General features: G+C 48.1%; 10 protein-coding genes. 1 reads left to right on the forward strand and 9 read right to left on the reverse strand.

Annotation, left to right across the window (positions count from 1 at the left end):
• Positions 1-8 precede the first annotated feature (8 nt).
• The gene (gene nadC / locus QUE65_RS07100) at positions 9-875 is read left to right on the forward strand and encodes a carboxylating nicotinate-nucleotide diphosphorylase (protein WP_286280302.1); all 867 of its coding nucleotides are present in this window, start codon (positions 9-11) and stop codon (positions 873-875) included.
• Here the strand turns inward: nadC and nadB are convergent.
• The 9 genes from nadB to QUE65_RS07145 form a co-directional block, all read right to left on the reverse strand.
• Positions 868-2,484 (reverse strand): L-aspartate oxidase, encoded by a 1,617-nt coding sequence (gene nadB, locus QUE65_RS07105; RefSeq protein WP_286280303.1) that lies wholly within the window; start codon positions 2,482-2,484, stop codon positions 868-870. The genes nadC and nadB overlap by 8 nt on opposite strands.
• Positions 2,481-5,378, reverse strand: coding sequence for a formate dehydrogenase subunit alpha (gene fdhF / locus QUE65_RS07110; protein ID WP_286280305.1), 2,898 nt, complete (start codon positions 5,376-5,378; stop codon positions 2,481-2,483). The genes nadB and fdhF overlap by 4 nt, the downstream gene beginning before the upstream one ends.
• Before the next feature lie 24 nt (positions 5,379-5,402).
• The gene (locus QUE65_RS07115; protein ID WP_286280307.1) at positions 5,403-7,205 is read right to left on the reverse strand and encodes an NAD(P)H-dependent oxidoreductase subunit E; all 1,803 of its coding nucleotides are present in this window, start codon (positions 7,203-7,205) and stop codon (positions 5,403-5,405) included.
• A 181-nt stretch (positions 7,206-7,386) separates the two neighbouring features.
• The gene (locus QUE65_RS07120) at positions 7,387-7,593 is read right to left on the reverse strand and encodes a hypothetical protein (protein ID WP_286280308.1); all 207 of its coding nucleotides are present in this window, start codon (positions 7,591-7,593) and stop codon (positions 7,387-7,389) included.
• A gap of 16 nt (positions 7,594-7,609) precedes the next feature.
• Positions 7,610-8,308: a sulfite exporter TauE/SafE family protein gene (locus tag QUE65_RS07125; RefSeq protein ID WP_286280309.1), complete on the reverse strand. Its 699-nt coding sequence runs from the start codon at positions 8,306-8,308 to the stop codon at positions 7,610-7,612.
• Between the two features lie 72 nt (positions 8,309-8,380).
• Positions 8,381-10,768, reverse strand: coding sequence for a DUF748 domain-containing protein (locus QUE65_RS07130; protein WP_286280310.1), 2,388 nt, complete (start codon positions 10,766-10,768; stop codon positions 8,381-8,383).
• Positions 10,769-10,784: 16 nt separating this feature from the next.
• Positions 10,785-11,279 carry a hypothetical protein gene (locus QUE65_RS07135; protein ID WP_286280311.1) on the reverse strand — a complete coding sequence of 165 codons (495 nt, stop codon included), beginning with the start codon at positions 11,277-11,279 and terminating at the stop codon, positions 10,785-10,787.
• Positions 11,280-11,327: 48 nt separating this feature from the next.
• Complete coding sequence (locus tag QUE65_RS07140; protein WP_215369415.1) at positions 11,328-12,266, reverse strand: branched-chain amino acid ABC transporter permease; 939 nt, start codon at positions 12,264-12,266, stop codon at positions 11,328-11,330.
• 2 nt (positions 12,267-12,268) lie between these two features.
• The gene (locus QUE65_RS07145) at positions 12,269-13,183 is read right to left on the reverse strand and encodes a branched-chain amino acid ABC transporter permease (protein ID WP_215369418.1); all 915 of its coding nucleotides are present in this window, start codon (positions 13,181-13,183) and stop codon (positions 12,269-12,271) included.
• Positions 13,184-13,201 lie beyond the last annotated feature (18 nt).

A 13,201-nucleotide genomic window follows, 5' to 3' on the forward strand; every position in this document is an offset into this window, starting at 1 on the left:
GTTTTTATATGTTTTCTGATAATGAATCCTTAGATCAAGCCATTGCTCGCAATGTGCGCGATGCCCTCTATGAGGATATTGGTCGTGGAGATTGGACAGCAAATCTTGTGCCTGCCAATCAAACTGCGCATGCTAGGTTAATTGTGCGCGAGCCAGCGGTGCTATGTGGAACCGCATGGTTTGATGCGGTGGTTCAGGCACTTGACCCACAGGCAACTGTTCATTGGCTCTCTGCTGAAGGTGACTGGCTGGCACCCGATCGCTTGGTCTGCGAAATGACTGCCAATGCACGAGCACTTCTGAGCGCTGAGCGCCCTGCTATGAACTTTCTTCAGACCCTTTCTGCAACGGCGACCACCACCCGCCGCTACGTTGAAGCAATTGCAGATGCTAGCCCCAATCCCAAAGGATGTGCCATTTTGGACACCCGCAAAACCATTCCGGGACTACGCCAAGCCCAGAAATATGCGGTTCGAGTGGGTCATGGTCAAAACCAACGGATGGCCCTATGGGATGGCATCTTGATTAAAGAAAATCACATTGCTGCGGCAGGGAGTATTACTGCGGTATTGGCTGCTGCCAATCAACTCAATGCAGGAGTGGATGTACAAATTGAAGTGGAAAGCCTTGCAGAACTCCAAGAGGCGCTCGGCCAAGGCGCCAAGAGTATTTTGCTCGATAACTTTAACCTCGATCAAATGCGCGAAGCTGTGCGTCTTACGAATGGTCGAGCTTTATTAGAAGCATCTGGCGGTATTACCCAAGATCAACTCCGTGCCATTGCAGCAACGGGTGTCGACCGAATCTCGATTGGTAAATTAACTAAGGATATTCAGGCAATCGATTACTCGATGCGCATCGATCGCATCAGCTAGATTGTTGGGTTTGAATCGGGGTCAGAATGGTTGGGTATGAGACAGGCCATGTTTTGGGGTAATCGCGACTAAAGTGCAATCCTCGACTCTCTTTGCGTAACAAAGCAGAACGCACAATCAATTCAGCGCATTCGAGAAGGTTGCGTAACTCAATCAAATCTCGGCTTACTCGAAAGTTCGCATAGTAATCTTGAACCTCAGTACGCAAGAGCTCAATACGATGTAAGGCGCGTTCAAGTCTTCGCGTGGTTCGCACAATACCAACGTAGTTCCACATCAAGGAGCGTAGCTCATCCCAGTTATGTGCAATCACCACTTGCTCATCAGCATCTTCAACTTTACTTTCATCCCACAGTCGTACCGGGGCTTGCTCAACATCGCCCTGTTCTGCAATATCAGCTGCAGCAGCTTTACCAATGACCACGCATTCCAGTAATGAATTCGAGGCCAAGCGATTGGCGCCATGTAATCCAGTATAGGTTGCTTCACCAACGGCATATAAGCCGGTCAAATCGGTACGTCCCTTAAGATCGGTGACAACACCCCCGCAGGTGTAATGTGCAGCAGGTACCACCGGAATTGGTTCTTTAGTAATGTCGATACCCAGAGCAAGGCAGCGGGAGTAGATCATCGGGAAGTGTTCGCGAATGAAGAATTCTCCTAGATGTGTTGCATCGAGATGAACATAATCCAAGCCATGTTTTTTCATCTCAAAGTCGATCGCACGCGCCACAATATCGCGTGGAGCCAGTTCCTTGCGTTCATCATGCTCTGGCATGAAGCGATGACCATTTGGTAGCTTCAAGATTCCACCCTCGCCACGCATCGCCTCAGTAATCAGAAATGTACGATCGCTTGGGTGATACAAACAGGTTGGATGAAATTGCACAAACTCCATATTGCCAATCCGGCAGCCTGCCCGCCATGCCATGGCAATTCCGTCACCCGTTGCGGTGTCTGGGTTGCTGGTGTAGCGATACACCTTACCCAAACCACCCGTCGCCAGGACAACCGCTTTAGCTAAGATCGTTTCAACTCGGCCTTTTTCAATATCAAGTGCATATGCCCCGAAGCAACGATTCGATTTGTACTTCGCAGGAACTTGTAAATGTTTGTTGGTGATCAAATCAAGAGCAATCCAATTCTCAAGAATCCGAATATTAGGATGCGCTTTGGCTTTATCAAGCAATACCTCATGAATTGCCTTACCAGTTGCATCCGCGGCATGAGCAATTCGTCGATGACTATGCCCGCCCTCACGAGTTAAGTGCAATCCTTCTGGTCCGGCCTGATCGGGGGTAAATGGTACGCCTTGCTCAACTAACCAATGAATCGCTTGTGCACTTTGTTCAGCAACATAGCGCGCCACAGATTCAACGACCAGACCTGCTCCAGCATTGACCGTATCGACCACATGCGATTCAATGCTGTCCTCTTGATCGAGAACCCCAACAATTCCGCCTTGCGCCCATGCGGTCGCCGCTTCACTCAGACGGCGTTTAGCCATCAAAATAACCGGCTGATGGTCGGCGAGGTGAAGCGCAGTTGTAAGGCCGGCTAAGCCGGCCCCAATGATTAGTACAGGATGATGGTCATGCGCTACGCTCATTGAATGAGCATAGCATCGTTTACTGTTAGGTCATAACCGATGTGCTGTGCTGGCTTACCGCCTTTTTGAACGGCAACTGCACAATACTTAAACTCCGGGATCTTGCCAAAGGGATCCAATGCGGGGTTAGTCATTAGATTGGCAGCCGCTTCGTAGTAAGCAAACGGCATAAACACAGCTCCACTTGGCGTGCCATCATCCCGGCGCACATGAATCCCAACCTCGCCCCTGCGCGACTTCACGGTAATCACATCACCGGGGTTCAGGCCCATCTTCGCCATATCTTCACCACACATCGAGGCGGTTGCCATTGGCTCAATGGCATCCAAAACACCTGCGCGTCGGGTCATACTTCCAGTATGCCAATGCTCGAGCTGACGGCCCGTGATTAATACAAAAGGATATTCGGTATCGGGTCGCTCGTTAGCTGGAATAAGATCAGCAGGAACCAGTTTTACTTTGCCATCGGGAGTTGGGAAACTCTCATCAAATACGATGGGTTGGCCAGGATCATCTTCGCTTAAGCATGGATAGGTCACGCATGACTCACGCTGCAAACGATCCCAGGTAATTCCGTTGATCACAGCATGCATGGCACGGCGCATCTCATCATAGACCTCGGCAACGCCACACTCCTCGCCTTGATAGCCCCACTGCAAACCAATCCGCTTAGCAAGCTCCTGAATAATCCATAAATCAGGCTTCGCGTCACCAGGTGGGTTTAAGGCACGCTTACCCAACTGCACCATACGGTCGGTGTTGGTCACCGTACCGGTTTTCTCGGGCCAAGCACTTGCTGGCAGAATGACGTCCGCTAACCACGCAGTCTCGGTCATAAAAATATCTTGCACCACAAGGTGATCAAGAGAAGCCAAGGCATGACGCGCATGATTAAGATCCGGGTCGCTCATGGCGGGGTTCTCACCCATGATGTACATCCCCCGAATCTTATCGGGATCAGAATCCGGCGCTGTGATCTTATGCATGATCTCAACCACGGTATAACCGGGCTTTTTATCAAGCGGTGTATTCCAAAACTTCTCAAACCACTCATGCGCCTGGGCATTATCAACGCGCTGATAGTTCGGGAACATCATCGGTATTAGTCCCGCATCACTGGCGCCTTGTACATTGTTCTGTCCGCGCAATGGATGCAGACCAGAGCCAGGCTTACCGATTTGACCGGTAATGCTGACTAAAGCAATCAAGCAACGGGCGTTATCGGTACCATGCACATGTTGGCTAACACCCATCCCCCACAAGATCATTGAGGCTTTAGATTTGGCAAACTCGCGCGCTACCTCACGAAGTGTCGCAGCAGGTACGCCACAAATCGGGGCCATCGCTTCAGGGCTGTAACCTTTTACATTCTCTTTGAGGGCCTCGAAATTGGAAGCGCGTTCTTTAATAAAGTGCTGATCGCACAGCCCCTCTTCAATCACGGTGTAGATCATGGCATTGAGCATGGCGACATCGGTATCGGGCTTAAATTGCAAGTTCCGCCATGCATGCTTACCAATATCGGTCACGCGTGGATCAGCCAACACAATCTTGGTGCCATTCTTAGCAGCATTTTTCATCCAAGTTGCAGCCACCGGATGATTGGCGGTTGGATTAGAGCCAATTACAAGGATCAGGCCAGAGTGTTCGATATCGTTCACCTGATTACTCACCGCTCCAGAGCCAACGCCCTCAAGCAATGCAGCCACACTCGATGCATGACATAAACGCGTGCAATGGTCGACGTTATTGCTACCAAAACCAGTACGTACCAACTTCTGAAATAAGTAAGCCTCCTCGTTACTGCCCTTGGCTGAACCAAATCCTGCCAAAGATTTCTTGCCATGCTGATCGCGTATCGCTTTTAACTTACCGGCTGCCAGATCAAGCGCCTCTTCCCAACTGGCTTCACGAAAGACTTCGCTCCAATCTTCAGGCTTTTTACCCGCAGACTCAATCGAGTGCTCATCCTTTGGTACACCAGGCTTACGAATCAATGGCTTGGTTAAACGTTGAGGGTTATGTACATAATCGAATCCAAATCGGCCTTTAACGCATAGGCGGCTGTGATTTGCAGGGCCATTGCGACCATCTACGCTCACAATTTTTTCGTCCTTTACGTTGTACGTAATTTGGCAGCCTACTCCACAGAATGGACATACCGAATCGACCTGGCGATCAACTGCTTGGGAACCAATGTGGGTCTTTGGCATTAATGCACCCGTTGGACAAGCTTGTACGCATTCACCACACGCAACGCACGTGCTGGTACCCATCGGATCGCTCAAATCAAATACAATTTCGCTATGCGCACCCCGCATGGCGTAACCAATCACATCATTGACTTGCTCTTCACGGCAAGCACGCACACATCGGTTGCACTGAATGCAGGCATCCAAATTAACTGCCATCGCAGGGTGTGACAAATCAGCAGAGGGTTGATGACGACGCAAGGCCTTGAGTTCAGGACGAACTGCTACATCGAGGCGATTGGCCCACTCACTTAACTCTCCATGCTGTTGGCGTTCACGCTCGGCATCACTATCACCAACCCATTTATAACCTTCATCGGGCATATCGGAGAGCAACATCTCAAGCACTAATTTTTGACTCTTTAACGCACGCTCACTATTGGCTTTTACCTCCATCCCAGCCGTTGCAGAGCGACAGCAACTAGGGGCCAAGGTACGCTCGCCATTAATTTCAACAACGCATGCACGGCAATTGCCATCGGGCCGATAGCCATCCTTAAAACAGAGATGGGGAATATCAATGCCATGGCGTTTTGCTGCTTTTAAGATGGTTTCACCCTCATAGGCAACGATCGTCTTACCATCGAGCTTGAACTCAACGGTTTGCAGTGCTAGTTCTTGCGGATTGACTGGTGCGTTCACGCCTTAAGCTCCCTATCTAAGCGGTTATGCAATTTCATGGGGGAAATATTGATGGATGCAACGAATGGGGTTTGGTGCGGCTTGCCCAAGACCGCAAATCGAGGCATCAACCATGACGGTAGACAGATCCTCCAGAGTTACTTGATCCCATGTGCTTGCTTGCATTAATTGTGCGGCTTTACTTGTACCAACCCGACATGGGGTGCACTGACCACAACTCTCATGCTCAAAGAAACGCATGACATTGAGCGCTGCATCGCGCGCCTTGTCTTGATGACTAAAGATCATTACGGCTGCAGAACCGATAAAGCATCCATAAGGCTGCAGGGTATCAAAATCCAATGGAATGGTATTCATGGTGGCTGGCAAGATGCCGCCTGAGGCACCGCCAGGCAGGTAGCCATAAAAGGTATGGCCCTCTTGCATGCCGCCGCAATACTCGTCAATCAATTCCTGAATGGTGATGCCAGCTGGTGCCAGTTTGACACCGGGGTATTTCACCCGACCGCTCACGCTAAAGCTACGCAAGCCTTTGCGATCATGGCGACCGTAGGTGCTAAACCACTGCGGTCCTCGCGTAATAATGTCGCGCACCCAATACAAGGTTTCAAAGTTATGCTCAAGCGTGGGTCGACCAAATAAGCCGACTTGCGCAATGTAAGGAGGACGCATTCTGGGCTCGCCCCGCTTACCCTCAATACTCTCAATCATGGCGGACTCTTCACCGCAGATATAGGCACCAGCACCCCGACGCAACTCAATGAGCGGTAACTTAAAGGATGCATTTGCCTGAAGTTTTTTAATTTCAGCAGCAAGCAACTCGCGGCAACCATGGTACTCATCGCGCAGGTAAATGTAACAAGCATCAATCCCAACCACTCGCGCAGCAATCAACATTCCCTCAAGGAAACGATGGGGATCACGCTCTAGATAGGTTCGATCTTTGAATGTTCCTGGCTCACCCTCGTCAATATTGATTGCCATGAGTTTGGGTGCCGGTTGATCCTTCACAATCCGCCATTTACGCCCAGCTGGAAATCCTGCTCCACCAAGACCGCGTAAGCCAGAATCTTCCATTACCTTAATGATGGCTTCAATCTCGCGTTTACCGCTATCAAACTCTTTCACCAAAGCGTAACCACCCTTTGCGCAGTACGCTTCATAACCCACATATGCGGGCGACACCTCATTGGCTTTTTGTTCTGGGCTTACGGCGTGCTCTGCAAAATCTGCGGGTTCAAATTGGGCATCATCCTTTGCCTTAGGGTGCATGAGCTGACGATTTTTAACCGCTTTCGATACCTTTTCCGCATCAGCAAACAATACAGGGTATTGATGCACCACAGCGACCGGGGCTTGCTCGCACCGACCCACGCATGGAGCAGCAATGACCTTGGTCTTGGGATTGCCTAATATCGTTGGTAGGCGCTCCAATAACTGTTTGGCCCCAGCTAACTCGCATGACAATCCATCGCATACGCGCACTGTAATATCGGCAACCGGATCGTTACCGCGCACCACTTCAAAATGATGATAGAAGGTCGCTACTTCATACACCTCAGCCATTGGCAAGTTCATCAGCTTTGCAAGTGCAACCAAATGGCGATCATGCAAAGCACGGTATGCATCATTGAGTAGATGCAAGTTCTCAATCAGTAGGTCGCGACGATACGGACCATCACCGATGAGTTTTTTTACTTCAGCCAATGATGCATCGTCCGCCTGTCGCCCTTTTAATTTACTTTTTTGCCGAATTCGCTCACGAAGGTCATCCGCGCTTGCGATGGCAACCGCCTTGATTTCGTTGGAAGGCTTAGGGTGATTCATGCTGTTTTAGTCTCTCAGTCAGAATATAAATAGTTATTTAAAAGGTCGTACTGCATGGCCATTTAGTGGTTGAAATCAATGTAATTGATCTACCCCTGTAAGTAATTGATATGGCTCAAGATCTCTCGAATCAGGGTTAACCCTGAAGTTCGGCATACAGGCCAGTTTCTACCAAGCTAGGTTAATTGGAACTGGGCAAAAAGGTATTGCTGTAATCCATTTCCCTCTCGCGGACACGGGCTTTAAAACAGGCCTCATAGTCGGGGGTTCCAACCCGCAACCCCACTGCCGTGCAATCCGCTTGTGCAGCGGACTGCACCGTGCCACAAGCTGATAAGCCAAAAGTACTGGCAAAGGCCAATCCAGCAATTATCATTTTTGTTGTCATCGTTTGAGTCTATCACCTAAACCAGTTGCTTAATTAACAAGACCGATCCTGCAAATAGCAAAATACTGCCATACGCCAATTGCATATGATGAATACTCAAGAGCCGATGGGTTTTTGATCCGATCCATAGGCCAATTACCATGCAGGGTACCAAAAACAATGCGAGACCCAAGACCTCCCAGTTCAATATCAAGCCCGTTACCAACATGAAGACTAAACGCAAGAACACGAAGATCAGAATGGCAAATGCCATGGTTGCGCGTAATGTATTGGGCTCGTTAAAGCGCATTGCTAAGTAGGATGCATAAATCGGTCCACCTGTAGCAAACAATGCCGTAAAAATCCCCCCAGCTACACCAAAAGGAATGGACCAATACTGTGAAATGGTTTGGATGGGGGCGGATTTTTTCTTAGACAAAACGCGAATTCCATTAAATGCTGCAAAGGCACCCAAGGTAATTAGTAAAGGCTCGGGCGGTGCCTTCAGGAGCAAGGTGATACCAATGACCATGCCAATGAAACTAAATGGCAGCAACCAAGAGAGCTCCCTCTTATCCGCCGCATCAAAAGACTTTGTACCCAAATAGAATGCCGCACACAGATCCAGTATCACCATTATCGGTACTACAACCTGCAGGGGGAAAAATAACACCAGCACTGGTACTGAAATAATCGATGATCCAAATCCGGTCACCCCAAAAATGAAATACGCCACCAACACAATCGTGCAGGCGGCAATAAATGAGGTGGGGCTAATTAACTCAAAAATAAATATTCTTTGTTCGTGTTATTTTTTGCTACCCAAGGAAACACCCAACGGTATGCCGTCTTGATCGGCACCGCCCGCCTTGGATGTTCCTATGGTAATTCGTTCTGCTAAATTAGGCTGCTGGGCAACCATCAACTCTTTTGCGCGATTGGCTCGTGCGCTTGCCAACTGCATTAGCTCCGCTTCGCTAATGGCATAACTTTGAATGAGCTCATTGCGAAGTTGCTGATAGCGAGCCTCGTTGTCTGGCAGGGAAATCAAACGCTGTGCCAACTGAATTCGGCCGACTTGTTGCCCATAGGCTGACCTTACTCCGGCTTGCACCCGAGGGTCGGAAAGACTCGGTATAGGAAGGGGTTCCTGAGGGCTTAATTTAAATCCAGCAGCATTCAAAATAGCACGATCGGCACGCGCCCTTGCTAAGGCTGCCTTATCGGCGCTCGGGTCATAAACCCCAACAAACTCAATCGTGGCATTGGGGCGTTTTACCAAAACACCCGCCAATTTATCAAGCTTCTCTTGATCAACCGGCAGATAAGAGCTCTCACCCAAGACCGCATGAATCGGCGCATCGCTTTGAAGCCCCAATAACGATGCCAATGCGCGAAACGGTGCGGTAACAATATTCGTTAGAACCGTTCGAATCGCTTGCCAAACGAGGCCAGTCGCCGAGAACTCTGGAGAATCTACGTTTCCCTTAATCCCCAAGGAAATATCAATTACGTTATCGGAGTCTTCTAATAAGGCAATGGCTAAGCGCAATGGTAAGCGCCGACCCTGAAAATTAGGCACCTCTTCCCCAAGTTCGATATCTTTGATCACAAATCGATTCTGACCAACCAGTTCAGCGTCTTTTGCCTTGTAGTTCAACATGAGATCTAAACGCCCATCTTGAATCGGATACCCAGCGTATTTCATGAAATAGGCATTAGCAGTTTTCAAAGGAACATTCTTAAACTCAAACAACACGTCATGGTTACGTCGGGGGTCGTCAAACGCTGCCTGACCTTTTGCCCGAAAACTGCCGCGATCGGCAATCAAGCCATCAAGAGCAATCGCAGCGTAACGGCCTGGAACGTTACTCACGCCAAGTAAAGAACCATTTAGCTTACGAATATCCGTTTGTAACTGCGGCACCACCCCCAAATCAGCAAAATGCACGATGCCGTTTCGTAATTTAAGTGCCTTAATATCAAGTTCAAAATTGGCTGATTTCTCCTCTGCCGGACCCGCAGATGGTGTTGTGGTTGAAACTGGTTTAGCAAACATTCGACGAATGTTAGAAAACCCTTGCTCATCAAGGTCATACTTAAAGTCCGGCTGATCAAACAGAATCTCATCAATCGTGAGTGATGTTTTACCACTCGCCAACCGACGAAGATCAATTTGCTTGAAATCGGCTTGGTGCCACTTCATAAAGGCTTGCCTGGGCTTACCTTCCGTAATTTCAAAATTCTTGAGACTTAAATCACCGCTGGTTGACCATAAGCCTTGGCGAGTTTGATATTGCAATTTTCCAGCCATCACGCCCGAGTTCGTCTGCAATGGATTATTGGCTGGTAACAAAGTAATCATCGGGGCAACAGACAGGTTATCGATGGCCACATCGATCTTGATTAAATTTTGTTTAGGCTCTAGATGAAAGAAAAAATCCAGTACGCCAGCGTCTAGTTTGAGATTTAACTTTGCCTCAAGCTGATCGGGTTCTGGACTGTTAACTCCTCCTGATGCTTGAACCTTTTCAAAAATCACCATCTTATTGAGCGACGGAATCAGTAAATCGACTTTACCGAGATCGAGCTCATACAACCCTTCAACCCCAGGCTCATCCGATGCTTGTCGATAATTACTGAGTTGCCGAAGATTTAGGGAAAATGGCCCCAAGTCATCCGCAAACTTAGTTTGCCCATCGCGAAATTGAAGGCGCGCCCCTTGAATTGCTAGACGATCGACCGATACTTCAATTGCCTTCGGTTTAGCCTCAGTCGATGGTGGCTTTTGTGCATTGATTGTCTCAATCAGTTGCATCCAGTTCCACTTCGATCCAGCGCCTGCTGCACGCTCAAGCAAAATCGATGGATTCGTTAGCTGGAGATCCTGGACCCCCAACTCTCCAGTAATTAATTTGCTCCAGCGCAAGCGAATTAAGCCAGCATCTAAGCCAAATAGTTGCTTGCCTTGAATCTGGTCAAGGCGTAAGCCTTGTACCTGAACCACCAATTGAAAGGGTTTGACATCAATCGATTGAATCTGAATTGAATAGCCCAGTTGCTGGCTGTATCCCTCAATTTGCTTTTTGATCCACGTGGGCGCCCAAGTGACACCAATCAACCAAAAAAAACCGGCCAAGATCGCCAGTACCACGCCCGACATGAGTGTGATGCGAAGGGGTCGATTACTGGGCAATCGCATCAATTTGTAATTAGCCCCAAAAAATCTTTTTCATCTCCGGCGACCCAATGACCGATTGCAAGCTCATAAATGTGAGATAAGGTAATACGATTAACCAATAAATCAAACTGAGTGCCAGTATATGAATCGGGTCACCATTTCCAAAATTAGCTAATGAGCTAATAAATCCTCGGTGGTGGATCCAACCATCCAAACCGGATTCGAGAGAACTCAACAAAATAACGACACCTAGGTAGACAATCGAGCGAAGTAGGATTTGTCCAATCAGTGGCTTATCGCGCCTACTCTCGATCGGATAAAGTGCCTGACCCATGAGCATAAACTTGGCGCACAAAAAAGCTTTGATCAAGGCAAAACTAAGGGGTGCATAAGGAATTCCATCGTGCCGCAAGATGGAGTAACTTAAAAACGAGAGTGCAGAAAACCAGATTGCAAAATAAATAAAAAGAATGAAAATTTTCTTAAGTTCAGCACCAAACTTGGAATGCATGTCAAGGTTATTCATAGAACAATAATGACCGAAACCATTGAATGTAATCTGTCAAAAAAATGACTACAGCTTAATCTTAAGACGATACGCAATTTCTCCAATAATTCCTCGTCTGAATGCAAGAACGCAGACCACAAAAATTGCTCCGGTAGTGATTGTGCTCCACCCGCCTAAGTTGGCTAAGTAATTTTGCAGATTGATGATGACAGCAGCGCCTGCAACAGGTCCCCACAATGTTCCAATGCCGCCCAAAATGGTCATCAACACTGCCTCACCAGACGTGTGCCAAAAGACATCGGATAAGGATGCTAATTGCAGTACTAAGCTTTTTAATCCACCGCCTAGTCCTGCTAAACCGGCCGATAAGGTAAATGCAATTAATTTATACCGATTTACATCGTATCCGAGGGAAATGGCTCGCGGTTCATTCTCACGAATGGATTTCAAGACCTGGCCAAACGGGGAACTAACAATACGCTTAATCAGAAAGAATGCGATAACAAACACTACCAAGGCAAAGTAATACATCGGGGTGGAGGTTGAAAGATCAATCAAACCCAAGAACTTTCCTCTGGGTACCCCTTGGATGCCATCTTCACCATTGGTAAAGGGTACTTGAGTTGCCAAGAAATAGATTACTTGTGCCAACGCTAAAGTAATCATTGCAAAGTAAATTCCTTGGCGACGAATTGCCAAGGCCCCAAAGATGTATCCCAAAGCAGTTGAGCAAAGCACTCCCATGATGAGACCTAATTCAGGTGTAAAGCCCCACTCCTTCATCACGTACGCTGTAATGTAAGCACCCGTTCCAAAGAATGCCGCATGACCAAACGACAGGAGGCCCGCGTAACCCAGTAACAAATTAAGAGAAGCGGCAAAGATAGCAAAACAAAAGACTTTCATCATGAACAGATCGTAGACAATGCCCTGGAACGGTACGATTGCCAAGAAAGCAATGATGACGATTGAGATCTTGTCGAGTGGGGATAGCGTTGGCTTCATGATTAATTCGACTTACCAAATAAGCCTGCGGGTTTTATTAGGAGCACAATGATCATGATGATGAAGATTGATACGGATGAAGCTTGGGGGTAGAAAACCTTTGTTAGTCCCTCCACAATCCCCAGACCAAGACCAGTCACAATGGCACCCGCAATCGAGCCCATACCGCCAATCACCACTACGGCAAAGACGACAATGATCAGATTCGATCCCATCACTGCGGTAACTTGATAAACCGGGGCTGCCATCACACCCGCAAATGCCGCTAAAGCGCAACCTGCCCCGTAGGTAAGCGTCACGATCAGCGGTACGTTCACACCAAGCGCTTGCAAAAGACGTGGGTTTTCTGTGCCTGCTCGCAATAGGCTACCCAAGCTTGTGCGTTCAATGAAATACCAAGTTGCAAAGCAAACGATTAAAGCTAAGAACACCACCCACAGTCGGTAATACGGCAAGAACAGTTCAGCCACCCGGATACCGCCTTTTAGGACATCAGGCACCGGATAACTATTTCCTAATACGCCGTACCAATGACGAAATAAACCCTCAATGACCAAAGCCAAACCAAAGGTCAGTAAGAGCCCATACAAATGATCAAGGTGATAAAGACGCTTTAGCATCGTTTTTTCAATCACGATGCTAAAAAGTCCTACGATCAGTGGCGCCAGAATCAAAGCCACAAAATAATTAACCTCAAACTCTGGCATTCCAATCCACTGACCCACTTGAGTTAAGCCGATCCAAGTCAGCATGGCGCCCAACATATATTGAGCGCCATGGGTGAAATTAATCACATTGAGAAGTCCAAAGATGACTGCAAGACCTAGACTCAGTAATGCATAAAACGAACCATTGATTAAACCAATCAATAGTTGCGAGACTAAGGCTTGCGGTGTAATCCCAAGAAGCTCAAACATGAATCAATTCACCTTTGA

Origin of the sequence: Polynucleobacter sp. HIN8 (assembly GCF_030297615.1) — a bacterium.
In the GTDB taxonomy this organism is placed as follows: domain Bacteria; phylum Pseudomonadota; class Gammaproteobacteria; order Burkholderiales; family Burkholderiaceae; genus Polynucleobacter.

Coding starts and splice junctions, on each gene's coding strand:
- nadC (WP_286280302.1), top strand. CDS start 9: ATGTTTTCTGATAATGAATCCTTAGATCAAGCCATTGCTCGCAATGTG.
- nadB (WP_286280303.1), bottom strand. CDS start 2,484: ATGAGCGTAGCGCATGACCATCATCCTGTACTAATCATTGGGGCCGGC.
- QUE65_RS07115 (WP_286280307.1), bottom strand. CDS start 7,205: ATGAATCACCCTAAGCCTTCCAACGAAATCAAGGCGGTTGCCATCGCA.
- QUE65_RS07120 (WP_286280308.1), bottom strand. CDS start 7,593: ATGACAACAAAAATGATAATTGCTGGATTGGCCTTTGCCAGTACTTTT.
- QUE65_RS07135 (WP_286280311.1), bottom strand. CDS start 11,279: ATGAATAACCTTGACATGCATTCCAAGTTTGGTGCTGAACTTAAGAAA.
- QUE65_RS07140 (WP_215369415.1), bottom strand. CDS start 12,266: ATGAAGCCAACGCTATCCCCACTCGACAAGATCTCAATCGTCATCATT.
- QUE65_RS07145 (WP_215369418.1), bottom strand. CDS start 13,183: ATGTTTGAGCTTCTTGGGATTACACCGCAAGCCTTAGTCTCGCAACTA.